The organism is Streptococcus sp. SK643, from assembly GCF_000259505.1.
GTDB lineage: Bacteria > Bacillota > Bacilli > Lactobacillales > Streptococcaceae > Streptococcus.
The window spans coordinates 27,895-54,579 of the sequence record NZ_AJMM01000021.1 but is presented as its reverse complement, the minus strand read 5'-3'; the positions used below and the strand labels follow the sequence as shown (position 1 = coordinate 54,579).

24 protein-coding genes are annotated in these 26,685 nt (G+C 39.6%); 4 read left to right on the top strand and 20 right to left on the bottom strand.

Annotated features, from left to right (window positions below):
* Positions 1-1,782: pneumococcal collagen-like adhesin PclA (pclA, locus tag HMPREF1117_RS08755; RefSeq protein WP_000682780.1), on the bottom strand; the 1,782-nt coding region annotated here is incomplete at its 3' end.
* A gap of 214 nt (positions 1,783-1,996) precedes the next feature.
* On the opposite strand from pclA, the gene pclR reads away from it, so the two are divergent.
* On the top strand, positions 1,997-3,481 hold the full coding sequence (gene pclR, locus HMPREF1117_RS08750) for a virulence transcriptional activator PclR (RefSeq protein ID WP_001257177.1): 1,485 nt from the start codon (positions 1,997-1,999) through the stop codon (positions 3,479-3,481).
* A 52-nt stretch (positions 3,482-3,533) separates the two neighbouring features.
* On the opposite strand, the gene yaaA is transcribed toward pclR, so the two are convergent.
* The 4 genes from yaaA to HMPREF1117_RS08730 form a co-directional block, all read right to left on the bottom strand.
* On the bottom strand, positions 3,534-4,262 hold the full coding sequence (gene yaaA / locus HMPREF1117_RS08745; protein ID WP_007557181.1) for a peroxide stress protein YaaA: 729 nt from the start codon (positions 4,260-4,262) through the stop codon (positions 3,534-3,536).
* A gap of 78 nt (positions 4,263-4,340) precedes the next feature.
* Positions 4,341-5,936: a hypothetical protein gene (locus tag HMPREF1117_RS08740; protein ID WP_000822844.1), complete on the bottom strand. Its 1,596-nt coding sequence runs from the start codon at positions 5,934-5,936 to the stop codon at positions 4,341-4,343.
* Positions 5,937-5,947: 11 nt separating this feature from the next.
* Positions 5,948-6,358, bottom strand: a complete 411-nt coding sequence (locus tag HMPREF1117_RS08735; protein ID WP_000410002.1) for a peptide deformylase — start codon at positions 6,356-6,358, stop codon at positions 5,948-5,950.
* 120 nt (positions 6,359-6,478) lie between these two features.
* A complete protein-coding gene (locus tag HMPREF1117_RS08730) occupies positions 6,479-9,175 on the bottom strand; it encodes a cation-translocating P-type ATPase (protein ID WP_000032414.1) in 2,697 nt (898 codons plus the stop codon).
* 315 nt (positions 9,176-9,490) lie between these two features.
* Between HMPREF1117_RS08730 and HMPREF1117_RS08725 the strand changes: the two genes are divergently transcribed.
* On the top strand, positions 9,491-10,684 hold the full coding sequence (locus HMPREF1117_RS08725; protein WP_001076584.1) for a cation diffusion facilitator family transporter: 1,194 nt from the start codon (positions 9,491-9,493) through the stop codon (positions 10,682-10,684).
* Positions 10,685-10,737: 53 nt separating this feature from the next.
* Here HMPREF1117_RS08725 and HMPREF1117_RS08720 read toward each other — a convergent pair whose 3' ends face one another.
* The 9 genes from HMPREF1117_RS08720 to cdaA form a co-directional block, all read right to left on the bottom strand.
* Positions 10,738-11,349 (bottom strand): hypothetical protein, encoded by a 612-nt coding sequence (locus HMPREF1117_RS08720; protein ID WP_000134100.1) that lies wholly within the window; start codon positions 11,347-11,349, stop codon positions 10,738-10,740.
* Positions 11,346-13,214, bottom strand: coding sequence for an ABC-F family ATP-binding cassette domain-containing protein (locus tag HMPREF1117_RS08715; protein ID WP_001279085.1), 1,869 nt, complete (start codon positions 13,212-13,214; stop codon positions 11,346-11,348). Before HMPREF1117_RS08715 ends, HMPREF1117_RS08720 begins: the two co-directional genes overlap by 4 nt.
* Complete coding sequence (locus HMPREF1117_RS08710) at positions 13,211-14,410, bottom strand: CCA tRNA nucleotidyltransferase (RefSeq protein ID WP_081480279.1); 1,200 nt, start codon at positions 14,408-14,410, stop codon at positions 13,211-13,213. The genes HMPREF1117_RS08715 and HMPREF1117_RS08710 overlap by 4 nt, the downstream gene beginning before the upstream one ends.
* Positions 14,407-15,174, bottom strand: a complete 768-nt coding sequence (dapB, locus tag HMPREF1117_RS08705; RefSeq protein WP_000027884.1) for a 4-hydroxy-tetrahydrodipicolinate reductase — start codon at positions 15,172-15,174, stop codon at positions 14,407-14,409. Before dapB ends, HMPREF1117_RS08710 begins: the two co-directional genes overlap by 4 nt.
* Before the next feature lie 224 nt (positions 15,175-15,398).
* Positions 15,399-16,247, bottom strand: coding sequence for a DegV family protein (locus tag HMPREF1117_RS08700; protein ID WP_000762171.1), 849 nt, complete (start codon positions 16,245-16,247; stop codon positions 15,399-15,401).
* A gap of 1 nt (position 16,248) precedes the next feature.
* On the bottom strand, positions 16,249-16,623 hold the full coding sequence (locus tag HMPREF1117_RS08695) for a DUF1149 family protein (RefSeq protein ID WP_001050082.1): 375 nt from the start codon (positions 16,621-16,623) through the stop codon (positions 16,249-16,251).
* 73 nt (positions 16,624-16,696) lie between these two features.
* The gene (glmM, locus tag HMPREF1117_RS08690) at positions 16,697-18,049 is read right to left on the bottom strand and encodes a phosphoglucosamine mutase (protein WP_000521465.1); all 1,353 of its coding nucleotides are present in this window, start codon (positions 18,047-18,049) and stop codon (positions 16,697-16,699) included.
* A 24-nt stretch (positions 18,050-18,073) separates the two neighbouring features.
* Positions 18,074-18,853, bottom strand: a complete 780-nt coding sequence (locus HMPREF1117_RS08685) for a CdaR family protein (protein ID WP_001230943.1) — start codon at positions 18,851-18,853, stop codon at positions 18,074-18,076.
* Positions 18,840-19,697, bottom strand: a complete 858-nt coding sequence (gene cdaA, locus HMPREF1117_RS08680) for a diadenylate cyclase CdaA (protein WP_001011087.1) — start codon at positions 19,695-19,697, stop codon at positions 18,840-18,842. The genes HMPREF1117_RS08685 and cdaA overlap by 14 nt, the downstream gene beginning before the upstream one ends.
* Before the next feature lie 283 nt (positions 19,698-19,980).
* Between cdaA and HMPREF1117_RS08675 the strand changes: the two genes are divergently transcribed.
* Both HMPREF1117_RS08675 and HMPREF1117_RS08670 read left to right on the top strand, forming a co-directional pair.
* Complete coding sequence (locus HMPREF1117_RS08675; protein ID WP_000732825.1) at positions 19,981-20,514, top strand: hypothetical protein; 534 nt, start codon at positions 19,981-19,983, stop codon at positions 20,512-20,514.
* Between the two features lie 114 nt (positions 20,515-20,628).
* Positions 20,629-21,597 (top strand): NAD(P)/FAD-dependent oxidoreductase, encoded by a 969-nt coding sequence (locus HMPREF1117_RS08670; RefSeq protein WP_000081012.1) that lies wholly within the window; start codon positions 20,629-20,631, stop codon positions 21,595-21,597.
* Positions 21,598-21,631: 34 nt separating this feature from the next.
* Here HMPREF1117_RS08670 and whiA read toward each other — a convergent pair whose 3' ends face one another.
* From whiA to clpX, 6 genes are read right to left on the bottom strand one after another with little or no spacing between them, the layout of a single operon-like run.
* Positions 21,632-22,543, bottom strand: coding sequence for a DNA-binding protein WhiA (gene whiA / locus HMPREF1117_RS08665; protein ID WP_000011263.1), 912 nt, complete (start codon positions 22,541-22,543; stop codon positions 21,632-21,634).
* A complete protein-coding gene (locus tag HMPREF1117_RS08660; protein ID WP_001231062.1) occupies positions 22,540-23,517 on the bottom strand; it encodes a YvcK family protein in 978 nt (325 codons plus the stop codon). The genes whiA and HMPREF1117_RS08660 overlap by 4 nt, the downstream gene beginning before the upstream one ends.
* Positions 23,514-24,404 carry an RNase adapter RapZ gene (rapZ, locus tag HMPREF1117_RS08655; RefSeq protein ID WP_000163049.1) on the bottom strand — a complete coding sequence of 297 codons (891 nt, stop codon included), beginning with the start codon at positions 24,402-24,404 and terminating at the stop codon, positions 23,514-23,516. Before rapZ ends, HMPREF1117_RS08660 begins: the two co-directional genes overlap by 4 nt.
* Before the next feature lie 55 nt (positions 24,405-24,459).
* Complete coding sequence (locus HMPREF1117_RS08650) at positions 24,460-24,840, bottom strand: RidA family protein (RefSeq protein WP_001140423.1); 381 nt, start codon at positions 24,838-24,840, stop codon at positions 24,460-24,462.
* A 9-nt stretch (positions 24,841-24,849) separates the two neighbouring features.
* On the bottom strand, positions 24,850-25,437 hold the full coding sequence (yihA, locus tag HMPREF1117_RS08645; RefSeq protein ID WP_000405201.1) for a ribosome biogenesis GTP-binding protein YihA/YsxC: 588 nt from the start codon (positions 25,435-25,437) through the stop codon (positions 24,850-24,852).
* A gap of 8 nt (positions 25,438-25,445) precedes the next feature.
* Positions 25,446-26,678: an ATP-dependent Clp protease ATP-binding subunit ClpX gene (gene clpX / locus HMPREF1117_RS08640; protein ID WP_001142895.1), complete on the bottom strand. Its 1,233-nt coding sequence runs from the start codon at positions 26,676-26,678 to the stop codon at positions 25,446-25,448.
* Between the last annotated feature and the right edge of the window lie 7 nt (positions 26,679-26,685).

The window sequence follows — 26,685 nt, the reverse complement described above, 5'->3', positions numbered from 1 at the left end:
ACCTTTGGCTCCATCTTTAATAGCAATTTTTTGAACAAGTTCGTCTACACCTTCAGTATAAACACCGTTGCCATCGTTATCAAGATAGAAAGTGAGGTTATTTGTATCACCGACTTTATTTTGATCGACACGTGGTTTTACTGTATCGATTAGCTCTTTAGCCACACCGATTTGAACAATACGTGGTTTAGCTTCTTTAGTAACTCTATTACTAATTGGCAAGCCTAGGATTGTTTCGTTACCTAATCGATGAACTTTATAGGTAATTTGACGTTGTCCTTTTTCACCTTCTCTAACTAATCTAGTCTCACCTTCTGGCAATTTACTAGTTGGAAGATAGATAGTTTGGAATTCAAGTTCTTCTGTAACAGTCTTGTTACTAGTACCACCATTTGGATTTGCATCCAAGAGGAGTGGATTTGCTCTGTAATAATAGTTAGAGTTACTGTATGGGTCATTGCTAGTAGCGGCACCACCACCACCTTGGTCCACATTAAAAGTAACAGGTTTCAAACGAACAGACAAATCACCATTTGGATTAATGATAGGCAAACTAAATCTGATTGTTTGTTCCATGTTAGTTGAAGTTGCAGAGGTCATACTGTATCCTGAGTGAGATACAAAGTTGGCACCCTGGCTAATAGGTTTTGATTGTTCTCTCAATCTAGGGGTTGTGATAGTCGCATTTGAAGGATTTCCAAATCCATCCCCTTTATCCAAGATAAAGTTATTATTAACAAATTCACCTGGACCAGAGTATCTAATTGTGAAATTCAATCTATTACCTTGACGTACTGTTGTTACATCGTAATGAATAGAATTACCACCACGTGAGTTCCCATAGCCACGGAAACTATAACTACGACCAGCTTGACTGATGTCTGAAAACGCAACTGTGTTACCAGAACCTGAGACAATTGGGTTGGCTGGATTGCTAGAAGCTCTAAAGCCACTATGCCCTTTATCCAAGTCTTCTTTACGGATAGCTGGATTTTGGCGAGCATCAGAAAGGCTAAGAGCTGGTTTCAAAAGTTCATTTGTAGATGCAGGTCTTGAAGTAGCTTCTACTTTAACAGGAGTGCTAGTTGGTAATGAAACCTTGTTAACAGCTGAACGCTCTGATGTTGAAGTTGTAGCTTTTTCAGTTTCTGTAGTTTCAACGACATCTTCGTTCTTCACTGCAGAAGTTTCTGTAACAGTTCCTCTATCAGAGCTAGAACGAAGTTCTAAGCCAATAATAGCCGATTGAATAGATGACTCTGCTGCTGATAATTCAGCTTCAGTTGCATCTGCTTTCCCAAGCAAACCTTGACCAGCTTGTATACTTGCTTGCAAGTTAGCAGCACTTGCTTCTGTATATAACTTGCTCTCTAATTTTTTTGCGCGCGAAAGAGCAGTTAATAATTTTGATTTATCAACCGCACTTTGTTGAGATTCATCTTGTTTCTCTTTAGGTTCTTCAACTTTTTCTGCTGATACTTCTGTATCTTCAGTCTTAGCTGGAGTTGTTTCCACTGGATTCGCAACTGATGGAGCTGCATACGTCTTTTCTGTGTTAGGTGTTGAAGCCTCTGTTACTGGTGCTGTTTTTTCAACCGTATCAATAGTAACAGAACTTGCTGTTTCTGAATTCTTCTCTTCTGCTTGTACTGTTTGAGCAGCAGCCCCTAATACCAAGGCCGTCCCAAGCAAGACACTAGCAGCACCAAAATGATACTTACGAATAGAGTATCTTTGTTGCATGCTATACCAGTCAAATGATTTCTTATGTGAATGTTTCATTTATATCACTCCTATTCTTTATAATTCTAACTTTACACTTATTTAATATAGATAGCAAGAATTATTGTGTATTTAATATATCGATTTCATTCCCCTTTTTTCCAAGATTTTAGTTCTCTCTTTTTTTCACCTTGTAAACGTTTTTTTGATACTACGATTTTTGTACTAATTCTCGAAAATATGATATAATTGAAAAATCAAGGAGTATATATATATGAGAAGCCTGTTATCATCTAAAGATCAAAGACAATTAAAATTGATGGAACTCTTAATTCAGAATCGAGACTGGATGAGATTGTATGAACTTGCCGACAAATTAGATTGTACTGAGCGAGTTCTTAAAAATGATTTAAATGAATTACGTTCATCCTTCCCAAACATTGATATTCAATCTTCTGTCAATGGAATTATGATAGATTTGGATATTGAAGCTAGTTTTGAAGATGTCTACCAACACTTCCTTGCTAACTCTCAATCTTTCCAATTATTAGAGTACATGTTTTTCAATGAAGGTCTACCTATTTATCGTACAATTGAAAATCTTCACTCAAGTAATGCTAACCTCTATCGATTAGGAAATCGGATTACCCAAATTTTATCAAAGCAATTTCACATTGAACTTTCTTTCACACCATCAGAAATCAAGGGTAATGAAATCGATATCCGCTATTTTTATGCTCAATATTTTGCTGAACGCTATTACTTTTTAGACTGGCCATTCCCAGATATTCCTGAAGATGTCCTGACAGAATTTGCTGATTTTTTCTATAAAATCACCAATTATCCGATGCGATTTTCAATTTATCGGATGTATAAATTAATGGTGGCAATTAATATCTACCGTGTAAAAAACGGACACTTCATTGAAATGCCAAATCAATTCCTTGAGCAATATTATCCACTTTTGATGGAGATTCCTAACTTTGAAGAGACACTTGCTTACTTCTCTCAACAATTTGATCTTGAAATTACGCCAGAAATCATCGCCCAAATTTTTATTTCATTTTTACAAAATGATATTTTCCTAGACCCACAGCAATTCCTTGCTTCTCTAGATACCAATAGTGAGGCTGTCTATTCCTACCAATTATTAGACCAAATACTAAAACGTTTATCAAAAGAATACAACATCACTTTTACCAATCATGATGAACTGATTTGGCACTTGCATAACACGGCCTTTTTCGAAAGACAAGAGATTTTTTCTAGTCCCCTCTTGTTTGAGCAAAAAGCTTTAACCTTAGATAAATTTAGGGTCTATTATCCTGACTTCATAGAAAGCGCTCGCCTAGAACTAGCTCAATACCGTCATGCAATTGGACAACATGACCATCCTGAACAACTAGATCATTTAATCTATACAATTTTAACGCATGCTGAAAACTTGACGACTCAATTGTTAGAAAATCGTCCACCTATCAAAGTGTTGATCATCAGTAACTTTGACCATGCGCTATCACTTACCTTAGTGGATATGCTTTCATACTACTGTAACAATCGCTTCACTTTCGACATTTGGGACCAATTAGAAACATCTGCAGAGATACTGAATCAGACTGATTACGATATCATCGTCTCTAATTTCTTCATTCAAGGAATTACGAAAAAGTTCATTTGTAGAAACCATCTTTCTCTTATGGAATTAGTAAATCACCTAAACTCCCTATCAAATGAAATTCACGTATCCAATAATTTATAAACAAAACTCAGCAACCTATTTGGTGCTGAGTTTTCATTTTTCACATCCTATTTTAAACTTTTTTAACAAAAACTAACTCTTTTTTTTGAGATAAATCTTCTCTATAATCAAATCCTGCAAAACTGATTTTCCGAACTTGTTCAATAGTCTCAACTTGACCTTCTATCATGGCGGTTAAAAAGGCACCACGTGCTTTCTTAGAAATAGTTGAATGGATTTTCAGTTGACCATTTTTTTCTTCCATAAACTTGAAGGTCACCATTTTTTCTCTGAGTTCTTTAGAAAACACAGTTTCAAACTCAGATGATAGGAGAGAAAAAATCACTTCTTGATCCTTAACCGCTTCATCATAAGCTGATTTCCAATGACTTTTTAAGGTCTTACCAGCCACTTTTAACTTCATCAAAAAGTCTAAACGATGAGGAGCCATAGGATAAAGGGCTGGAACAACCCCATACAAAGCTGATGTAATCAGGACATGATCTTCAAGATAGACTTGTTGGGCTTCAGATAACTTGTCTCGTTTAATATTTCGATACATGAGACCATCAAAGAGTTTCAAAGCTGGGTAGTGGTGAGCAGTTTGATTTTTCAGAGCTTGAATATGATGATATTCTTGTTCAGCTTTTTCAGCGGAAATCTTATAAAAAGTTTCCAAATTACTAGCAGTATATAGTACCAATTCATCAAGAACAGCTTGACTTTCTGCTCTGAGCGGGATGGCTTTGATACTAGGATGATTGGTGTTCATTTCTTTAGCTGTTGGAATTAAAATTTTCATATTGTTAGTGTAGCATATTTTTATGCCACAACCAAGAATTTCATCTGAAAAACCTCGGCTTGGCTGAGGTTTCTTTTCTTATTTTACTTTAAAACTTTTGAGATAGTTATCTTTACCAACTTGTCCTTCGAAGGATTTGCCATTTTCAAGGTAAGGGAGTTCATCAGATACAGAGGCCTTGACTTTGTAAATCTTGCCATCTACTTTAAAGAAGTAGACGGTGTCACCCTTAATAACAGCGGATTTGAGGTCTGCTACCACACCCTTGATGCTTTCTGTTGTTGCATTGTCAAGTTCAAGGTCGTTTTTATTAGCGTACTTGCTGAGTAGTTCTTCTACTGTTGTCGCTACAATGACATTTTGGTATTCAACTGCATCTACCAGAGCGTATTCTTTGACCAAGCCAGCATTGTCCTTCAAGCCCATGATATAAAGTGGTTTATCGTTAAGATTGATAAGGATTGGGAAGGTGGCTTTATAAGCCTTCTCTTGAACAGCTCCTTCTGCTGATTCCCGAGCTGATTCTTCTGTCGCAGAAGCTAAATTGAACTTAGTAATTTCTCCTGTTCGCATATTTTCAAGGATGAAACCAAGGTTACTTTCATCCGCATTAGCTGAAGTCACTCCTGTGTAGAGATAGATATCATTCCCTATGGACAAGTAATTATAACCTTTAGTGGTCTGGGTTACATTTTTCTTGGAAATCAATGCATTCCAGAAACCATCCTTGTACTTGCCATTATAGTTGATTTGTTCAATCGTTTCTTCAGCTGGATAAACACGATCAACCCACTCTGGAACATCAGCTAAACTATATTCCTTACTTTCTCCATTGGTAGCATCTAGGATAATAACAGAAGCCGGACGAGGCACTGCAAGACCAAATTGTTTTTGGTAGACAGTCGCAACATAGAAAGGATGGCCCTCATCATCTACTTCAAAAGAAGGTGTTTTGAAGATTTTGGTTGGATATTGAAAACGGAGGTGACGTTTGACATCGCGATTAAAATACTCTGAATCGGAATACTTCATAGGTGTTTGCAAATCCACTAATTCAGCATTTCCCGTCACCATATCGACCTTGATGTACTCGCCTATCCCCTTGGCTTGATTGTTAAACCACTTAATGGGATCTGCATACTCCAAAGGTGTTACCCGATAGGGCTTGCCACCAATAGTTAACTGAGTATAAGTATCTGCCGCTACGTATTGGGAAACTTTATCTGTCAGTGATCCCAGATAGCGATCACCAATTTTTTCAGCAGTACTTCGATCTAAAATAGGAACCTTACTGGTATCACTCTTAGGAAATTCTGCGAAATCTTTTTCAGTAACAGTGACCACGTTGGCATAGTTTTTTGCCTGAAAGATACTGGAAGTTACTAGTGAAACCAAACCTGCTAATAAAAGAATACCTGAAACAATCGCTAACAAGATTTTTCCAAGTTGATTAATTTTAAAGTCATCTAAACTAAATTCCGCTTCCGCTTTACCATGACGGACATGGACTTTCTTAATTAGATTAATCCCTTTACCAAATCCAAATAAGATTGCTATCAGCAATAAATGCCCACAAAGAAAGAAAATAAATTCCCAACTGGTTAGATTGATAGGTGGTAAAAAAATATACCAGGTCGTTGCGATAAAAACAATTTCAAAAACTATCCGTTTCATCTGAATTCCTCCTATATGATACGTCCTTCCAAATGATCCAATTCATGCTGGCAAATTTGTGCTGGGAAGCCTGTTAAAGTAATGGTCTGTTCTTGCCACTTGCTATCACGATAGGCAACTGTAATGTTCTCATAGCGAATTGTTGATCTAACTCCAGACAAGGACAAACAACCTTCTTCCGTCTCATAAGGTCCTGAAAAAGACTTGAGGACAGGATTAAACATAACCATAGGAACTAAGCCAAGATTAAAGATAATCACGCGCTTTCGCTCTCCAATCATATTGGCCGCTAGACCAACACAGGAATCACGATTAGCTAGCAAGGTATCCTGTAACTCTCTAGCAAGATAGAGGTCATCCTGACTTGCAGGCTGAGAAACCTGTGACAAAAATAGAACATCTTTCACAATTTCCTTTTCCATTCTCCTCATCTCCTTCCTATTTTGCTTTATTATAGTTATTATAGCACAAAAGGTAATAACTTCAACTTCTTATCTTCATATATAGAAAAAGCCATCCAAGGATGGCTTTCATGCATTTTTTTAAATCGCATTCTTATCAAAACCGAGTTTTCGTTGGATAAACTTGATAATTTCAACAATAAGAATCATTGAGAAGCTTCCTGTCATAACAATTCCCCATTGAGACAAATCTAGTTTGGTTACATGGAAGATACCTTCAAGAGGTTCTACAACAATAGTTGCCATAAGAAGAATGAAGGATACCAAGATAGACCAGTTGAAAGTCTTAGACTTGAATGGACCAACTGTTAAAATGGATTGGTAAACAGATTTGACATTATAAGCATGGAATAGCTGAATCAAACCAAGTGTTGCAAAGGCCATCGTAAGGGCATCCGCATGAATAGCATGATTGTCACCTACATGCACTGGGTGAGCAATCGCAAGACCATAAACACTCATAACAAGAGCTGCTTGGAGTACACCTTGATAGATGATAGAAGTCAGAACACCACCTGAAAAGAAGCTTGCCTTACGACCACGTGGTTTATGATTCATAACACCTGGTTCAGCAGGTTCAACACCTAGTGCAATTGCAGGGAAGGTATCCGTTACCAAGTTAATCCACAAGAGATGAACTGGTTGTAAGACATCCCAACCAAATAAAGTTGATAGGAAAATAGTTAAAACTTCAGCTGTATTGGCAGAAAGAAGATATTGGATCGTCTTTTGAATGTTTGAGAAGACCTTGCGTCCTTCTTCAACGGCTACGATGATAGTCGCAAAGTTGTCGTCAGCAAGAATCATGTCAGACGCACCTTTAGATACTTCTGTACCCGTAATTCCCATACCGATACCAATATCTGCTGTTTTCAGAGCTGGAGCATCATTGACCCCGTCACCTGTCATGGCAACAACCTTACCTTGTTTTTGCCATGCCTTCACGATACGAACCTTGTGTTCTGGAGATACACGGGCATAAACAGAGTATTGACTAACCAATTTTTCAAAGTCTTCATCTGAGAGTTCATTGAGCTCTGCACCAGTTAAAACATGTCCCTCAGTATCATTTGCATCGATAATTCCCAAACGTTTAGCAATCGCTTCTGCAGTATCTTGGTGGTCACCCGTAATCATGATTGGACGGATTCCAGCTTCCTTAGCTACACGAACAGCTTCTGCAGCTTCAGGACGTTCAGGGTCAATCATCCCAATCAAACCAGTGAAGATTAAATCATTTTCAAGATCTTCAGAAGTCAAGTTTTCTGGAATGCTATCGATAATCTTGTAAGCACCTGCAAGGACACGTAAGGCTTGGTGAGCCATTTCAGAGTTATTTGTGTGAATGAGGTTAGAGACAGTTTCATCAATAGGAGCGATATCCCCCGCCTTATCACGAAGAACACAACGTTTCAAAAGTTGGTCTGGCGCACCTTTAACAGCTACGAGGAAGCGTCCATCTGCAAGTGGATGAACTGTTGACATGAGTTTGCGTTCAGAATCAAATGGCAACTCAGCCACACGAGGATATTTCGCTAAAAATCCTTTAACATCATAACCTTTGTCCAAGGCATATTGGATGAAGGCTGTTTCGGTTGGGTCACCAATCAGGCTACCTTCGACATCAATCTTAGTATCGTTAGCCAAGACTACTGAACGTAGAAGCGGCATTTCAAGACCTAGTTCAATAGCATCGGCCGAGTCATGTAGGACCGCGTCATAGAAGACTTTTTCGACGGTCATCTTGTTCATAGTAAGAGTACCAGTTTTATCAGAAGCGATGATTTCCGTTGAACCAAGCGTTTCAACTGCTGGCAATTTACGAACGATAGAATTTCGCTTTGCCAAAACTTGAGTACCAAGGGCAAGAACGATAGTTACGATAGCAGGAAGCCCTTCTGGAATGGCTGCAACGGCAAGCGCAACAGAAGTCATCAACTCACCAAGTGGATTCTTGCCTTGAATGAATACTCCAACTACAAATGTAACAAGGGCAATCACCAAGATGGCATAGGTCAAGACCTTAGAAAGGCTATTCAAGTTTTGTTTAAGTGGTGTATCTGTTTCATCAGCATCTTGAAGCATGCCAGCGATATGCCCAACTTCAGTATACATACCTGTATTTACAACAACACCCATACCGCGACCATAGGTCACGTTAGAGTTTTGAAAGGCCATATTGACACGGTCACCAATACCAGCGTCTGCAGCAAGCTCGACTGTCAAGTCTTTTTCTACTGGTACAGACTCCCCTGTAAGAGCTGCTTCTTCAATTTTAAGCGAGTTAGCTTCTAATAAACGAAGATCCGCTGGTACAACATCACCTGCTTCAAGGGCAACAATATCACCAGGAACCAATTCTTTTGAATCAATCTCAGCCATATGCCCATCACGAAGAACTCTAGCAGCTGGACTTGACATGGATTTGAGAGCTTCGATAGCTTCTTCAGCTTTTCCTTCTTGGTAAACACCAAAGGCAGCGTTGATAATAACCACAGCTAGGATAATAATGGCATCTGCAATATCTTCTCCACCTGAAGTCACTACTGACAGGATGGCTGCTGCAACTAGGATAATAATCATCAAGTCCTTAAATTGCTCAATAAATTTAACTAAGATAGAACGCTTTTCACCTTCTTCTAGTTCATTACGTCCATATTCTGTTAGACGTTTTCCAGCTTCACTTGATGATAGACCTTGCTCAGTCGCATCAAGAGCCTTCAAGACCTCTTCAGGACTTTGAGTGTAAAACGCTTGGCGTTTTTGTTCTTTTGACATGTGTCTCCTCCTTGACTTTGTGTACCAAACAAGCTCTCTTCCTTGCCATTAGATTTTATGACAAACAAAAAGAGACCTGTTAATCCTAACAAGTCTCGCTGTTTAAGATAGTGCCGGAAAGCATACTTTTCAGTATAAAATTCGGAATGACGACACTATCACAGGTTTCTGCCAGCTACTCCCTTGAGTAGTACCATTATACCAAATTTTCAAAAATTTTCAAGGAATAGAATCAAGTAAAGGTTGCTTCATTTGAATTTTCTCCTGAAAACCAGTATAATGAAAGAACAATTTAAACCAATGAAAGGAAGCCTGATGAACCAATCAATGTCAAATCTCAAGTTGGCAGAACGTGGAGCCATTATCAGTATTTCAACCTACCTGCTTTTGTCAGCTGCAAAATTAGCAACTGGGCATCTTCTGCATTCATCCAGTTTGGTGGCCGATGGTTTTAATAACGTATCAGATATTATTGGAAACGTAGCACTCTTGATTGGTATTCGTATGGCACGCCAGCCTGCTGACCGAGACCACCGTTTTGGCCACTGGAAGATTGAGGATTTAGCTAGCTTAGTTACTTCCATCATCATGTTTTATGTAGGATTTGATGTTCTTCGGGACACCATTCAAAAAATTCTCAGCAGTGAAGAAACCCTTATTGATCCTCTGGGTGCAAGTCTAGGAGTCCTTTCTGCAGCGGTTATGTTTGCAGTTTATCTCTATAATACTCGCCTTAGTAAACAATCCAAATCCAAGGCCTTAAAGGCTGCAGCCAAGGATAATCTTTCCGATGCTGTGACATCACTTGGAACATCACTCGCTATTCTAGCAAGTAGTTTCAACTATCCTATTGTCGATAAATTGGTTGCTATTGTCATCACCTTCTTTATCTTGAAAACTGCTTATGATATCTTCATCGAGTCTTCCTTTAGCCTTTCAGATGGCTTCGACGACCGTCTACTGGAAGACTACCAAAAGGCCATTATGGAGATTCCAAAGATTAGTAAGGTCAAATCACAAAGAGGACGCACCTACGGTAGCAATATTTACCTGGATATCACTCTTGAAATGAATCCTGACCTGTCGGTTTTTGAGAGTCATGAAATTGCAGATCAAGTTGAGTCTATGCTAGAAGAACGATTTGGTGTTTTTGATACTGATATCCACATCGAACCTGCTCCCATTCCTGAAGATGAAATTATGGACAATGTCTATAAAAAACTCCTCATGCGCGAGCAATTGATAGACCAAGGAAATCAGTTAGAAGAACTCCTAGCCGAAGACTTTGTCTATGTCCGCCAAGATGGAAAACAGATGGACAAGCTTGCTTATAAATCTGAAAAAGAGCTAGCTTCTGCTATTAAGGATATTGAAGTTACTTCCATCAGCCAAAAAACCAAATTAATGCGTTATGAGTTGAATGGCATTCTCCATACCAGTATCTGGCGTCGCCATGAGACTTGGCAAAATGTCTTCCACCAGGAAACAAAAAAAGAAGACAAACAGTAACCCTATCCGGTGGATAGGGCTTTTTTGATTAATTCTCTTTAACCTAAACTATCTTATAAGTGTTTGGAAGATTTGGTTTTCGAAGCTTGTTTTATCTGTTTCCTTGCTTGACGATTTTGTTCAATACGCCATTCTCTTTCATAGTACTTCATAGTCTCGTATACCCTTTCAAGAAGACCTACATCTAGTAGAAAGATAGGGATGATCAAATCTGCTGACTGATAAAAAGGGCAACACCTTCTCTTTAGTAGAGCTAGAAGTGATTGGGATTTCTCATATTCCTTGTTTTTAAAATAAACTTTAATCCGATAGGAATCCCTATACTTCCCTCGAATCCGAGAGAAGGAAAATTCCTCTACATCAGCCCAAGCATAGAAATGACTGGGTTTCTTTGGATTTGGCTTGTAGTAAAATCCCTGAACAGTAAATATCAAATATTCCTTGTCCGAACTTAAAAGTCTGTAAGTCAGATAAACTCCTACTCCAACATAAAAAAGTAAAGCCAGCATTAACAAAAGACTTATCGTATGAAGTCTGGTCCCCTTTTGCGAATGCGAATGGAAATAATAGAGAGCTAACAACAATAAAAGTGCTGAAGCCAAGCCAAACAAGGTGTTCCAAATGATTTTCTTGGGACTACGTTTAATGACTTTTTCTTCCGTCATGCTAACTCACTTAAATACTCATAGCGTTCGTATTTTTCAAGGAGTGCTTCGTTTTTCTCATCCAGTTCTTTTTGGAGAGTAGCCAGTTTGCCAAAGTCAGAACCATTGGCCTGCATTTCCTCTTCAATAGCAGCGATACGATTTTCCAAGGTTTCAATATCGCCTTCAATGCTTGCCCACTCCTGCTTTTCTTGGTAGGTCATGCGTTTCTTGTCTTCACGGACCTTGACCACTTTCTCCTTTTCGGCCTTTTGCACTTGATTGGCCATCTCTGTTTCAAAGGCTTTTTCATCAAGATAGTCGGTGTAATGACCAAAGAAAGGACGAATTTTACCATCCTCAAAAGCGAGAATCTTGGTCGCTACCTTATCCAAGAAATAACGGTCATGGCTAACTGTTAAAACTGGACCAGCAAAGCCTTGCAAGAAATTCTCCAAAACTGTCAAGGTCGCAATATCTAGGTCATTTGTCGGTTCATCCAAGAGAAGAACATTTGGTTTTTCAAGGAGCAACTTGAGAAGATAAAGACGTTTTTTCTCTCCCCCAGACAATTTCTCAATCAAGGTTCCATGTGTCGAACGTGGGAAAAGGAACTGCTCCAGCAGCTCTGCAATCGAAGTTGTAGAACCACCACTTGTCTTAACCTCTTCTGCCACTTCCTGCAGGTAGTTGATAACCCGCTTGCTTTCATCCAAGCCCTCAATTTGCTGAGAGAAATAGGCGATGCGAACAGTTTCACCAATCATAACTTGACCTTCGGTCGGCTCAAGACTTCCTGCAATCAGGTTGAGGAGGGTTGATTTTCCAACACCGTTGTCCCCAACGATTCCAATACGATCTTTGGCCTGCACCAAGAGATTAAAATCTTGCAAAATGGGCTTGTTTTCATAGGAGAAGGAAACATCCTGAAACTCGATGACTTTTTTACCGATCCGACTGGTTTCAAAGTTCATGGCCAAGTCTGTCTCAGCATTACTGCCTGAAACTTCCTTTTTCAGGTCATGGAATCGATTGATACGGGCCTGCTGCTTGGTTGCACGCGCCTGCGGTTGTCTACGCATCCAGGCCAATTCTTGCTTATAAAGTTGTTCCTTTTTATGGAGAAGGGCCGCATCTCGCTCGTCTTGTTCCGCCTTAAGGCGAACATAGTCCTGATAATTCCCTTGATACTCGGTCAATCCTGCGCGATCCAACTCAAAAATTCGTGTTGACAAAGCGTCTAAGAAATAACGATCATGAGTGATAAAAAGGACAGTTTTCTTAGAATTTTTCAAGAAAAGGGTCAGCCACTCAATAGTAGCGATGTCCAGATGGTTGGTTGGCTCATCTAGTAGCAAGAGGTCGTGGTTGCCAAGTAAGACTTGGGCCAATTGAACTCGTCTCCGCAAGCCACCTGACAATTCCCCAACTGGAGTCGACAAGTCCTGAATCCCCAGTTTACTGAGAACCGTCTTGACCTGACTCTCGATTTCCCAAGCTTGGAGAGAATCCATCTCTGCCATAACTCTTTCCAAACGAGCTTGTTTATCTTCACTATAGTTGAGCATGAGTAGTTCGTACTCACGAATGAGTTGGATTTCTTTTAGATCACTCGATAAAACAGTATCTAGCACGGTCTTACTGTTGTCAAATTCTGGATCCTGGGTCAAGTAGCCAATCTGGTAATCATTTTTAGCAGAAAAAGGACTGACATCCCCATCAAAGCCAGAAACACCAGAAAGAACATCTAAAAGGGTAGACTTCCCTGTCCCATTGACACCAATGAGACCGATCCGATCCAAATCATGTATAATAAAAGAGATATCTTTAAAGACAGTCTTATCTCCAACAGATTTGCTTAATTTTTCAACAATAAAATCACTCATTTTTTCTCCCTCAAATAATCATGAATGGCTTCTAGGTCGTTTTCCAAATCTCCATCTACAATGGCATACTCAATCTCTGATAAAATCTCTCCCAATTCTGGACCGGGCTGGTAACCATATTCCTTGATGAGGATACCTCCATTAATCTGGATTTCTTTTTTATCATGAATGGTCAAACTATTATAAGTTTCTCTGATTGCTTGATGATTGACCTCTTTTCCTAGGGCCTGACGTAAATTTTCAGCCTGAATGAGTAAATCCAAGTCAAAACGATAACAATCGCGCTTGCTTAATTCTCCTTTTTCCCTCATAGCTAAAATAGCCACTAAATCTTGTACTTGCTTGGCAAATTGACGTGAGGTTTTCCAATGTTTCATAAATGGTTGCACATTGTTAATTTCCAAAACCCATAGAAGAGCTGCCCAAGCTTGTTCAGAGGATTCAAAGGTAAAGACCTCTTCTAAATCAAACAATCTTTGGAGCCTATCCCGACTAGATACCATATCAGGAAGATAGTCATAAGCTTGACTCTCAATCATGGAAGTCAAGCCCCTTCTCCAAAACGGAGCTAGTAAGAGTTTATCAAACTCAACAAAGATCCGCTCCACAGAAATTTTCTCCAAAAGCGGCGTTAAGGTATTCATAGCTTTAAATGTTTCTGACTCAAGTTCAAAGCCAAGGCTGGCCTGAAATCGGAAACCACGCATAATACGAAGGGCATCTTCATTGAAGCGTTCACTAGCCACTCCAACTGCTCTCAAGACTTGGTTTTCCAAATCTTCTAAACCATGGAACAAGTCAATGATTTCTCCTGTCTCATCCAAGGCAAAGGCATTGACTGTAAAATCACGGCGCTTGAGGTCTTCTTCTAGCGAACGTACAAAAGAAACCGCACTTGGTCTACGGTAGTCCACATAGACATCCTCAGTTCGAAAGGTAGTGACTTCATAATCCTCATCCCCATCTAGCACCAAGACGGTTCCATGCTCGATTCCAATATCAGCTGTTCGCGGAAAAATCTGCTTGGTCTCTTCTGGATAAGAAGATGTCGCAATATCTACATCATGGATAGGACGATTGAGGAGGGCATCTCTGACAGAACCCCCAACAAAATAAGCTTCAAAACCTGCTTCTTTAATTTTTTCTAATACTGGTAAAGCCTTCTGAAATTCAGAAGGCATTTGTGTTAATCTCATAATAAATGTTCTAAACCATAGACAAGCTCATGACGCTTGACAACTTCTTTGATTCCCAAATTCACCCCTGTCATGAAGGAGATGCGATCGTAGGAGTCATGACGTAAAGTTAAACCTTCTCCTTGATTGCCAAAGATAACTTCCTGATGGGCAACTAATCCAGGCAAACGAACTGAGTGAATACGCATGCCATCAAAGTCAGCACCACGAGCACCCGCAATCAGCTCTTCCTCGTCTACAGCACCTTGCTGGATAGACTCTCGAACAGTTGCCATTAACTCAGCTGTTTTAATGGCTGTCCCACTTGGGGCATCCTTTTTCTTGTCATGATGGAGCTCAATAATCTCCACATTTGGGAAATATTTGGCAGCCTGCATCGCAAATTGCATAAGCAAGACAGCACCCAAGGCAAAGTTAGGAGCAATCAAGCCACCCAAATCTTGGGCACGAGAAAATTCTTTTAGCTCTGCAATTTCTTCACTAGTAAAGCCTGTCGTTCCTACTACTGGAGCAAAGCCATTTTCAAGAGCAAAGCGTGTATTTTCATAGGCAACAGCTGGTGTAGTAAAGTCTACCCAGACATCCGCTTCAAAACCGGCCAAATCAGCCTTATCCTTGAAAACAGGAATCCCCCGCCATTCTGACTCAGACTCAAAGGGATCCAAAACTGCTACCAAGTCCAAATCTGGATCAGCCAAGACCATCTGACAAGCAGCCTGGCCCATCTTTCCCTTAAAACCAGCAATAATTACTCGAATACTCATCTCTACTCCTGTTTAATTTACAAAGCCTGTAAGAATTATCTTTTTCACACAGGGTTCTAGGCATGTTCAATTATCAAGATACAAAGGACGTTAGCTGCCCATGAAAAATAGGGAATAGCGTTGACTTTCCACGAAAGGCAAGACAGGCATCTTTTTTCAAGAGGCAGGTAGTCCATGTTCAATTGTTAAGATACAAGTAATCTTAACTAGCCTAGAAGCGCTAACTAAATCACGGGAATATAACCCAATGCAATACTTCCTGCTCCTAGGTGTGTGCCAATAACACTGCCAAATGTTGCAATAGATACATCACTTCCAACACCAGACTCAAGTAGATGCTGACGCATCTCCTCAGCTTTTTCAGGTGCGTTTCCATGAATAACAATGACAGTATACTGACCAGAAGTTGTCTCTTCCTTGATAATTTCAATTAAGCGCTTGGTTGCTTTCTTTTCTGTACGAACCTTTTCATAAACTTCAATCACACCATGTTCATTGAAATATAGAATTGGCTTAATACTAAGAAGGTTTCCCAATAGAGCTGCACCATTTGAAAGGCGCCCTCCTTTAACCAAGTGGTCCAAATCATCAACCATAATAAAGGCTGAGGTATGGCTGATTTGAATAGCTAACTTATCTTGGATAATAACAAAGTCATCCCCTTGATCTCTCCAGTTAAAGACACTCTCAACCATAATTCCTAGAGGTGCACTTGTAATCAAGGTATCTGGAAAAGCAATAGTTAAGCCCTCATATTCTTCTATCATATACTGGATATTTTGGTAAAAACCAGAAATTCCAGAAGATAGGAAAAGCCCCAAAGCATGTGTATAACCTTGTTCTTTCAATGAAGTTAAGATTTCATCCAACTTGGCAATACTTGGTTGACTGGTCTTAGGCAATTCAGAAGCCTGAGCCATTTTTTGGTAAAATTCCTCTGCAGTCAGATTGATACCTTCGACATATTCCTCACCATCAATATTGACAGGAATATCCAAGACAAATAAATCTTCTCTTTGCAAGGTATCTGCACTGAGATAAGCAGAGGAATCTGTGATAACAGCTAGTTTCATCTTAGAACTCCAAATTGATTCCTGGTAAGTCTAGAGCAATTTCAGTTACTTCGTAAGTCAAACGGTTGAGCATGTTCAAACATGGACGGGCCAAGGTTTCCACTTCTTCTTGGTTCAATTCACTTGGTTCATTGACAATACGACCTTCCACATGGTTCACCTGTGAAATGGTTCCACTGATGACAAATTTATCAAATACAATCATAAAACTCAAGACAACAATCAAGGAAGTCACTTGATTTTCTTGATCATGTTGAATCAATTGGAAATTCACATCCACCTTAGTTTCAGGAGCTCCATTTTCATTTTCCCATTCAAAATTACGCGCATCAAAATGATACTGACTGACAAATTCTTGTTCACGTTTAAGATTCATGTCTTTCTCCCTCGGCTACAATATTATAAGCTATTGTACCATATTTTTTTATTTTCATCTAGTTTTCTAAGTTTTAGTCAATCCCGATTTCAGCACGAACAACGTCTGCAATGGTATCAACATAGTAGTCCACTTCTTCTGTTGTAGGCGCTTCTGCCATAACACGCAAAAGGGGCTCTGTTCCACTTGGGCGAACAAGGATACGGCCATTCCCTGCCATTTCTTCTTCCATCTTCTCGATGATAGCCTTAATAGCTGGTACTTCCATAGCCTTTTCCTTCATGGCATTTTCCACTCGGATATTGACTAATTTTTGTGGATAGATGGTTACTTCTGCAGCCAACTCTGACAAGCTCTTACCAGTTTCCTTCATGATCTTTGTCAATTGAACAGCAGATAATTGGCCATCACCTGTTGTATTGTAGTCCATCAAGATGACGTGACCAGACTGTTCTCCACCAAGATTATAGCCTGATTTTCTCATTTCTTCAACAACGTAGCGGTCGCCAACTGCAGTAACTGCCTTATTAATGCCTTCGCGATCCAAGGCCTTGTGGAAACCAAGGTTAGACATAACAGTTGTCACAATTGTATTTTGAGCCAATTGTCCTTTTTCAGAAAGATATTTTCCGATGATGTACATAATCTTGTCACCATCAACGATATCACCATTTTCATCAACAGCAATCAAGCGGTCACTGTCTCCGTCAAAGGCCAAACCGATAGCTGACTCGCTTTCTTTGACAACTTCTTGAAGAGTTTCTGGGTGTGTTGAGCCGACATTCAAGTTAATGTTAAGACCGTCTGGTGTTTCCCCGATAACAGTTAATTGAGCTCCAAGATCTGCAAAGATTTGACGGGCACTTGTAGAAGCTGCACCATTGGCTGTATCCAAGGCAACCTTCATTCCTTCAAGAGGAGTTCCTGTCGAAACTAGGTATCCTTCATACTTACGCAAGCCTTCTGGATAATCCACCAAGGTTCCCAAGCCTTCTGCACTTGGACGAGGTAGAGTATCTTCCGCAGCATCTAGCAAGGCTTCAATTTCTGCTTCTTTTTCATCGTCTAGTTTGAAGCCATCACCACCGAAGAACTTAATCCCATTATCTAAAGCAGGATTATGGCTGGCCGATATCATAACACCAGCGCTTGCTCCTTCAGTTTTAACTAAGTAAGCGACTGCTGGTGTTGCCAGTACACCTAGTTTGTATACGTGAATCCCCACTGATAGGAGCCCTGCCACCAAGGCAGATTCTAGCATTTCCCCTGAAATACGTGTGTCACGTCCCACAAAAACTTTAGGTGCTCCCGTTTCATGCTGGCTAAGAACATAGCCACCAAAACGTCCCAATTTAAAGGCCAATTCTGGCGTTAATTCTACGTTAGCTTCTCCACGGACTCCATCAGTCCCAAAATATTTACCCATTTTTATAAAATCCTTTTTCTATTTTTAATTCGTTTTTGAACTAGTTGCTTTCGTCGATGAAGATGTCTCCGACGAACTGCTTGTAATTGCATTTGATGTACTTGAACTTGGTGCTACTGGTTTTGTAGTCACCTTCATTATCGTATCAAATGGAGTGATAACTACTGGTAATACAACACCATTGCGGTCAATTGCCTGCAATGGTACTGAACCACTGTAAGTACCTGTTATGCGTTCGCTGGTTGGTAAAAGCGCAATAATGCGATCTATTTTGGCTAATGTTTCTTGGTCAGTTGTGACAGAAACACGTTCATTTGACACTGTTATACTATCAATTTGTAGCTTGGGATCAATCTGACTCTGATCAACTTGTGGCACAACAAGCATCCCATCTCGCTTAACCTTCTTACCAACTTTAACTGTGATCTTTTGAGGTGTTACCACAGCAGTCAATCCACTTGGAAGATTTTCGATGTTCAAAGGAACTTCAATCGTTCCAACACTGGCATCTATCAAATCGGCTGTTACTTTAAATTTCCTTGTACTTTCTTGCATTTCACTAGCTAAGGTAACCCGATTGGCACCTGTCAATACTACAGATACTTCTGAAGCAAATCCGCTGATAAAATATTGATCATTATCGTATTGAATATCAATTGGTACGTTTGGTATGGTATTACTATAGGTCTCAGACTTTACTTGCCTAGCAGTATTACTATTTTGAAAGTTGGTAGATGTCGCATAGACAAATAATACAAAAGCAAAAAAGAGAGAGGAAACAATATATAGACTATTTTTTCTCATATTTCCAACCTCCTAACAAACGCTCCTTGAAGCTCACTTTTTCCTCAACCACAGGTAAAAGAAGAGCACGTAATTCTGCTTCAAATTCTTCAAGACTTAAGTTATGTTTAAACACACCGTTATAAGTAATTGAGATGCCCCCTGTCTCCTCTGAAACGATAAAGGTCAAAGCATCCGATACCTCAGATAAACCGATTGCAGCCCGGTGTCTAGTCCCGTATTCCTTAGAAATTCCCGTACTTTCAGTAAGAGGTAAATAAGCTGATGTTACGGCAATACGATTATCACGTATAATTACAGCTCCATCGTGTAGCGGTGTATTGGGAATAAAAATATTGATAAGGAGTTCCGCTGAGATTTTAGAATCTAATGGAATTCCTGTAGATATGTATTCCTGCAAGGTACGTACACGTTGAATAGCAACAAGAGCCCCAATTTTACGCGGACTCATATATTCTACAGACTTGACAAAAGAGCGAATCATGTGCTCCTCTGCACTGATTGTAGAATTAGAGAAAAAATCTGTCGCTCTACCTAAGCGTTCCAAGCCAGTTCGAATTTCTGGAGAAAAAATTACCACTGCAGCAATAACTCCGTAAGTAATAATCTGGTTAATCAACCAAGAAATAGTCGTTAAACCGAGGATATTCGCCACAAATTGCGCCAATACAAAAATAATTACCCCACGTACCAGAATCATAATCTTGGTACCTGCTATCGCTTTTGTAAAACGATATAAAATATAGGCAACAATCAAAATATCAAAGATATTAATGGCGATACTCCAAGGACCAGAAAATATGCTAGACCAATACTGCGGGTTGGATAATTGTTGAAAATTCATCCACTATCTCCTCTCCATTCAAACAGTTTCTTTTCTATTATATCATGTTTCTGAAATTTCTTTAATAGATTTTAAAACAGCCCATTCAAAAAAGAAAAGAGTTTAAGAAAAAGTGTGGGTAAAAATAAGGTTAAAATGAACATTCTTATAACTTTATTTAATCAAAGTCCAATCAAAAACTTTACAAAAATTTTTTTAATAGGTATAATCTAACTTTAGTCATGACTTTTCATGAATCAAAAATAAAGCACAGAAGCATAAGCATTTCGAAAGGATTAAAACTGTGAAAAAACTATTCTCAATATCAATCATCTTTATTTCTGCTACTGTTTTAGTAGCTTGCTCAAATAACAAATCAACTATCTCTGAAAACAAGGAACAACCCAAAACAGAGCAAAGCACTTCTACCTCGTCTATCGAGAAAACGAAGCCAGATAACAGTCAATACAAAGAAGTGACTTCCTTACTCAAAGGTCGTTTAAATCCTGGTAATACTGAAGCAGCTACTATTTCAATTGAAAATAATATCACGACACCAGATAATACTGAACCACATGATAATATCAAGATTTCGATAATTGGAGAAACTAAAGAATCTTACAGAAAATCTTTAGAAGCTCTAAATTCAAATTCTGCTACAAGAGATCAAAATAACGATATTGTGTTAGTTCGCATGAGTATCTCTGAGTTTGCAAAGAAATTACCCGATGATAAAACTACGATTACCATCGGTTATGAAAAATCTGATGGTCAATTCGAGATTATTGCTAAATCTTCAAAAGTTAAAGATTTTAACCCTATTGGTGAATTCCAATAATAGCTTTTCGATGAACTAGCTCGAAAACTATCTTAAAAAGAATTTGAATCATATTTTCTAATTTAATTTAAAATATGATAAAATAAACTAACTAGAAAAAACAAAGGAGAAACCATGTCTCAACTCTATGATATTACCATTGTAGGTGGTGGTCCTGTCGGGCTTTTTGCAGCCTTCTATGCTCATCTACGCCAAGCCAAGGTCCAAATCATCGACTCTCTTCCCCAACTCGGTGGACAACCTGCCATTCTCTATCCTGAAAAGGAAATTTTAGACGTACCGGGATTCCCAAACCTGACTGGAGAAGAGTTGACTAACCGTCTAATCGAGCAATTAAATGGCTTTGATACCCCTATTCATCTCAACGAAACGGTTCTTGAGATTGAAAAACAAGAAGAAGGCTTTGCCATCACAACTTCTAAAGGAAGTCATCTGTCTAAAACAGTTATCATCGCTATGGGTGGGGGTGCCTTCAAACCACGTCCTCTGGAACTAGAAGGCGTTGAAGGCTATGAAAATATCCACTACCACGTTTCCAACATCCAGCAATATGCTGGTAAGAAAGTGACGATTCTTGGTGGAGGAGACTCGGCTGTGGATTGGGCTTTGGCTTTTGAAAAAATTGCGCCAACTACCCTTGTTCACCGCAGAGATAATTTCCGCGCCTTGGAACACAGTGTCCAAGCCTTACAGGAATCATCTGTGACCATCAAGACACCATTCGTCCCTAGCCAACTCCTTGGAGATGGAAAAACGCTCGGTAAACTTGAAATCACAAAAGTCAAATCTGATGAAACAGAAACTATTGACCTAGATCACCTATTTGTCAACTATGGTTTCAAATCTTCTGTCGGTAACCTTAAAAACTGGGGTCTGGACCTCAACCGCCACAAGATTATCGTTAACAGTAAACAGGAATCCAGCCGAGCAGGTATCTATGCTATCGGTGACTGCTGCTACTATGACGGCAAAATTGATCTCATTGCGACAGGTCTTGGTGAAGCTCCAACCGCTGTCAACAATGCCATCAACTACATTGACCCTGAACAAAAAGTGCAACCAAAACACTCAACCAGTTTATAAGAAAAGAACCACGAGTCAAATGCGATTCGTGGTTTTATAGTTCATCTGCTAATTTGTTTATCTTTCTGAGTCTGTGGTTGACACCACTTTTGGTCAGAGGGGTGCTGAGGCTATCTGCTAACTGCTGGATAGAGTAGTCTGGGTGCTGAATCCGCAATTGCGCTACCTCCTGCAAATCCACTGGCAGATTTTCTAAGCCCATGATATCTTTGATTTTGCTGATATTGTTGATGGTCTTCATGCTGGCAGAAACTGTCCGAGCAATATTCGCTGTTTCAGCATTATTAGCCCGATTGAGATCGTTACGGGTTTCTCGCAAAATCTTAACCCGCTCAAAATCATCACGCGCCTCCATGGCTCCGATGACTATCAAGAAATCCATAATGTCTTCGGCACGCTGGAGATAAGTCACAGCTCCCTTCTTGCGCTCAAGAACCTTAGCATCCAGTAAAAACTGCTGGAGAAGAGAGGCAATCCCTTGCGCGTGGTCTAAGTAAACTGAACTGATTTCCAACTGGTACTTACCTGACTCAGGGTCACGAATGCTCCCATTTGACAAGAAAGCGCCACATAGATAAGCTCGACCAGCTTCCTCATCCGATAAAATCGCCTCGTCAATACCTGTTTCTATGCCAAAGAAAGAGTCGGCCAAATGTAAATCACTCAATAAGTCCTGCACCTTTTCATCTGTAAAAACGGTATAAACCCGATTCTTGCGAAGATTGCTCCTTTGATGATGGCGAATCTCAGACTTGATGCTATAGAAATGAAGAAAAGACTCATATAGATGACGAGCAAGCTTGGCATTTTCTGTCACGACTGATAAGGTTAAACCAGAACTCGATAGACCAATGCTACCAGACATTTTAATAATAGCGGCTAGTTCATGACGACTCAAATGATGCTGACCTAAAATTTCTTCTTTTACTGCAACTGTAAAACTCATTTTCTCACCTGTATAATCCGCATCAAATCATCAACAATTAAATCGCCATCATGAAAAGCCCCACCATTTTCCAACCGTAGGAAGTTAGATGAAATGACTCGTGGTACTTGTTTACACAAACCAGCAAAGTCATGCTCTACTTGAACTAAATATTCATCAAAACGATTGGAATTCATATATTCTTGAGGCACTTTTTCAATATTGACCAACACAGTATCAATAAAAGGTCTGCCAAGATGACGATGCAATACTTCCACGTGATCACTATCAGTAAAGTGTTCCGTTTCACCGCGTTGGGTCATGATATTACATACATAGGCAATCTCAGCCTTAGTTTCAAGAAGAGCTTGGCCGATTTCTTCAATCACAATATTGGGCAATATGGAAGTAAAGAGGGATCCTGGGCCTAAGACAATCATATCGCTTTCAAGAATCGTATTAACGACTCGACGACTAGCCTCTGGTTTCTCATCTTCAAGAGTATTGGTCACATAGACATGGTCAATCATTCCTGGGTGATCTGCAATATGACTCTCCCCAGCTACTTCAGTCCCATCTTTAAAGACAGCATGAAGAGTCAAGGGATAATCACTAGATGGATAAATTTTACCCGTCGTATGGAAAAATTTACTCAACAACTGCATTGCATTATAGGTTGATCCCTGCATCTCAGATAAGCCAGCAATGATAAGATTTCCCAGCGGATGACCAGCAAAGGCACCAGCATCCTCAGAAAAACGATACTGAAATACCTTTTCATAGAACTTTGGCATATCAGACATAGCCACTAAGACGTTACGGAGATCACCTGGTGGTGTCAAATGATTCATATTTTTACGAAGTTCACCAGATGAACCACCATCATCAGCTACCGTTACAATGGCTGAAATATCAACATCTTTTTCACGCAGACTTTTTAAAATGACAGGGATTCCAGTACCTCCACCAATTACCGTAATTTTAGGTTTTCTCATGAACGGTTTACCGTTTCCTTTCTTCTGTCTTTATCTCGGTGACTCACATTTACAGGCCAATTTTTAGACAAATCATCCGTTAAGCGTTTGGCAAAGGCTACACTCCGATGTTGTCCACCAGTACAGCCCATCGCAATGGTTAATACTGACTTACCTTCTTTTTGGTAACTTGGCAAGATAGGCTCAATCAGAGCTAACAAATGCTGATAAAAGTCCTCTGACTCAGGCTGATTCATGACATAGTCATAAACAGGATTATCCAAACCTGTCTGATTGCGTAATTCTGTATGATAATAGGGATTGGGCAAGAAACGAACATCAAATAACAAATCAGCATCAATAGGAATTCCGTATTTAAAACCAAAGGACATGACTTCAATACGGAAAGATTGACTCTGCTCTTGGTCTGAAAACTGCTCTGCTATGGTTTTCCGAAGTTCCCGTGGTGTTAATTCTGTTGTATCCACCACATTTTGACTCATATTTTTAAGTGGGGCCAAGAGTTCTCTCTCTAACTTGATCCCATCTAAAATTCTACCATCTGCAGCCAAGGGATGACTTCGTCTCGTCTCCTTATAACGAGCTACCAATTCTTTATCTGCAGCGTCCAAGAAGAGAATTTTAAAATCTAATCCTTCCTTATTTTCTAAACCATCTAGGACTGCCTGGATTTCTGAAAAGAAGGAACGGCTCCGCATATCTACTACCAAAGCTAACTTATGATCATCATCTTTGGTCTCTACCAACTGTAAAAATTTGGGCAAGAGGGCTGGAGGCATATTGTCAATTGTAAAATAACCTAGATCCTCAAAAGATTGAATGGCTACTGTTTTTCCTGCACCACTCATCCCTGTTACAATTACCAGATGAAGTTGTTTCTTTGTCATTTTTCTCTCCTTATATCAAAAGAAGCTTGGTATAACCAAACTTCAACTCAACTAGCTAGCCAATCTCTGCGATGACTTCAATTTCTACTTTTACATCACGAGGAAGACGAGCTACCTCCACAGCTGAACGAGCCGGGAATTCCTCATTAAAGGCCGTTTGGTAAACCTCATTAAAAGGAACAAAGTCATTCATATCACTTAAGAAACAAGTTGTTTTGACAACATGATCAAAATCTGTTCCTGCTTCTGCCAAAATAGCACCAATATTTTTCAAAACTTGTTCTGTCTGTTCTTGAATAGTCTCTCCTACAATCTCCCCAGTTTCTGGAGAAAGAGGAACTTGACCGCTAGCAAACAGAAGATTGCCAACGATTTTCCCTTGAACATAAGGTCCGATAGCCTTTGGAGCCTTATCTGTATGAATTGTTTTAGCCATTGTTTTACCTCATAATTTTTCTAAGATTGCATCCCAAGCCTGCTCCATCCCCGCCTTATTTACAGATGAAAAGATGATAAAGTCATCACTTGGATCAAAGTTTAATTTCTTTTTTATAGCCGATTCGTGCTTATTCCATTTGCCACGTGGAATCTTATCCGCCTTAGTCGCAACAATGATAACCGGAATCTCATAATACTTAAGAAATTCGTACATCTGGACATCATCAGCCGACGGGTCATGACGAAGGTCCACTAGACTAACTACCGCACGAAGATTTTCGCGAGTTGTTAAATACTCCTCAATCATACGCCCCCACTTTTCACGTTCCTTTTTGGAAACGCGAGCGTATCCATAGCCAGGTACATCCACAAAACGCATCTTGTCGTCAATGTTAAAGAAATTAAGAAGTTGCGTCTTACCTGGTTTCCCAGAAGTTCGAGCTAAGTTCTTGCGGTTAAGCATTGTATTGATAAAACTTGATTTTCCTACATTTGAACGACCTGCAAGGGCAATCTCTGGTAGTTCATCCTGCGGATAATGGGACTTGTTTGCTGCGCTCAGCAAAATTTCAGCATTATGTGTATTGATTTCCATAGTCACCTCTAAGCTGTTTCTAGGATTGGTTTATCCGTTCCATCGACAGCTTCTTTGGTGATACGAACCAATTTCACATTTTCCTGACTCGGTACTTCAAACATGACATCCAACATGGTCTCTTCGATAATCGAGCGAAGACCACGTGCACCTGTCTTACGTTCGATAGCTTTATTGGCAATTTCTTGCAACGCTTCATCGTCAAATTCCAACTCAACATCGTCATATGAAAGTAAGGTTTGGTATTGTTTAACCAAGGCATTTCTTGGCTCTTTCAAGATACGAACCAAATCATCCACTGTCAACTGTTCGAGAGCAGCAAAGACCGGTAAACGTCCAATCAACTCTGGAATGATACCAAATTTTTGAATATCTTCAGCAATGATTTCTTGCATATAAGAACTATTTTCATCAATAGCTTTATTATTTTGTCCAAAACCAATTACTTTTTCACCCAGACGTTGCTTGACAATCTCTTCAATTCCATCAAAAGCACCACCTACAATAAAGAGTATATTCTTGGTATCTACTTGAATCATCTCTTGTTGTGGGTGTTTACGTCCACCTTGAGGTGGAACGCTAGCTACAGTTCCCTCAATAATCTTGAGGAGAGCTTGTTGAACCCCTTCACCAGAAACGTCACGTGTAATCGAGACATTCTCGCTTTTCTTAGCAATCTTATCAATTTCATCCACATAGATAATGCCCCGTTCTGCACGCTCGATATTAAAGTCAGCAGCCTGCAAGAGTTTAAGGAGGATATTTTCTACGTCCTCGCCGACATAACCTGCTTCAGTTAATGCTGTGGCGTCTGCAATCGCAAAAGGCACATTTAAGCTCTTAGCCAAAGTCTGAGCAAGAAAAGTTTTCCCTGAACCAGTTGGGCCAATCATCAAGATGTTTGACTTTTGCAAATCTACATCTTCACTGTCTTCACGAGTATCATGGAAATTAATACGTTTATAGTGATTGTAAACCGCTACTGCCAAGGCACGTTTTGCACGATCTTGGCCGATTACATAGTGGTTCAAGATATTAAGAAGTTCGATAGGTTTTGGCACCTCAGACAAGTCTGCTAAAACTTCCTCAGCCAACTCCTCACGAATGATTTCCTGGGCTAACTCTACACATTCATTACAAATAAAGGCGTTGTTCCCTGCGATTATTTTTTGTACTTCTTCTTGGCTTTTACCACAAAACGAGCAATAAACCATCATATCATTTTTCCTATTTGTAGGCATGATTTCC

What these genes read in the sequence shown, in the direction of transcription:
- pclR (WP_001257177.1), top strand. Translation starts at nt 1,997, where the DNA reads ATGAGAAGCCTGTTATCATCTAAAGATCAAAGACAATTAAAATTGATG.
- yaaA (WP_007557181.1), bottom strand. Translation starts at nt 4,262, where the DNA reads ATGAAAATTTTAATTCCAACAGCTAAAGAAATGAACACCAATCATCCT.
- HMPREF1117_RS08740 (WP_000822844.1), bottom strand. Translation starts at nt 5,936, where the DNA reads ATGAAACGGATAGTTTTTGAAATTGTTTTTATCGCAACGACCTGGTAT.
- HMPREF1117_RS08735 (WP_000410002.1), bottom strand. Translation starts at nt 6,358, where the DNA reads ATGGAAAAGGAAATTGTGAAAGATGTTCTATTTTTGTCACAGGTTTCT.
- HMPREF1117_RS08730 (WP_000032414.1), bottom strand. Translation starts at nt 9,175, where the DNA reads ATGTCAAAAGAACAAAAACGCCAAGCGTTTTACACTCAAAGTCCTGAA.
- HMPREF1117_RS08725 (WP_001076584.1), top strand. Translation starts at nt 9,491, where the DNA reads ATGAACCAATCAATGTCAAATCTCAAGTTGGCAGAACGTGGAGCCATT.
- HMPREF1117_RS08720 (WP_000134100.1), bottom strand. Translation starts at nt 11,349, where the DNA reads ATGACGGAAGAAAAAGTCATTAAACGTAGTCCCAAGAAAATCATTTGG.
- HMPREF1117_RS08715 (WP_001279085.1), bottom strand. Translation starts at nt 13,214, where the DNA reads ATGAGTGATTTTATTGTTGAAAAATTAAGCAAATCTGTTGGAGATAAG.
- HMPREF1117_RS08710 (WP_081480279.1), bottom strand. Translation starts at nt 14,410, where the DNA reads ATGAGATTAACACAAATGCCTTCTGAATTTCAGAAGGCTTTACCAGTA.
- dapB (WP_000027884.1), bottom strand. Translation starts at nt 15,174, where the DNA reads ATGAGTATTCGAGTAATTATTGCTGGTTTTAAGGGAAAGATGGGCCAG.
- HMPREF1117_RS08700 (WP_000762171.1), bottom strand. Translation starts at nt 16,247, where the DNA reads ATGAAACTAGCTGTTATCACAGATTCCTCTGCTTATCTCAGTGCAGAT.
- HMPREF1117_RS08695 (WP_001050082.1), bottom strand. Translation starts at nt 16,623, where the DNA reads ATGAATCTTAAACGTGAACAAGAATTTGTCAGTCAGTATCATTTTGAT.
- glmM (WP_000521465.1), bottom strand. Translation starts at nt 18,049, where the DNA reads ATGGGTAAATATTTTGGGACTGATGGAGTCCGTGGAGAAGCTAACGTA.
- HMPREF1117_RS08685 (WP_001230943.1), bottom strand. Translation starts at nt 18,853, where the DNA reads ATGAGAAAAAATAGTCTATATATTGTTTCCTCTCTCTTTTTTGCTTTT.
- cdaA (WP_001011087.1), bottom strand. Translation starts at nt 19,697, where the DNA reads ATGAATTTTCAACAATTATCCAACCCGCAGTATTGGTCTAGCATATTT.
- HMPREF1117_RS08670 (WP_000081012.1), top strand. Translation starts at nt 20,629, where the DNA reads ATGTCTCAACTCTATGATATTACCATTGTAGGTGGTGGTCCTGTCGGG.
- whiA (WP_000011263.1), bottom strand. Translation starts at nt 22,543, where the DNA reads ATGAGTTTTACAGTTGCAGTAAAAGAAGAAATTTTAGGTCAGCATCAT.
- HMPREF1117_RS08660 (WP_001231062.1), bottom strand. Translation starts at nt 23,517, where the DNA reads ATGAGAAAACCTAAAATTACGGTAATTGGTGGAGGTACTGGAATCCCT.
- rapZ (WP_000163049.1), bottom strand. Translation starts at nt 24,404, where the DNA reads ATGACAAAGAAACAACTTCATCTGGTAATTGTAACAGGGATGAGTGGT.
- HMPREF1117_RS08650 (WP_001140423.1), bottom strand. Translation starts at nt 24,840, where the DNA reads ATGGCTAAAACAATTCATACAGATAAGGCTCCAAAGGCTATCGGACCT.
- yihA (WP_000405201.1), bottom strand. Translation starts at nt 25,437, where the DNA reads ATGGAAATCAATACACATAATGCTGAAATTTTGCTGAGCGCAGCAAAC.
- clpX (WP_001142895.1), bottom strand. Translation starts at nt 26,678, where the DNA reads ATGCCTACAAATAGGAAAAATGATATGATGGTTTATTGCTCGTTTTGT.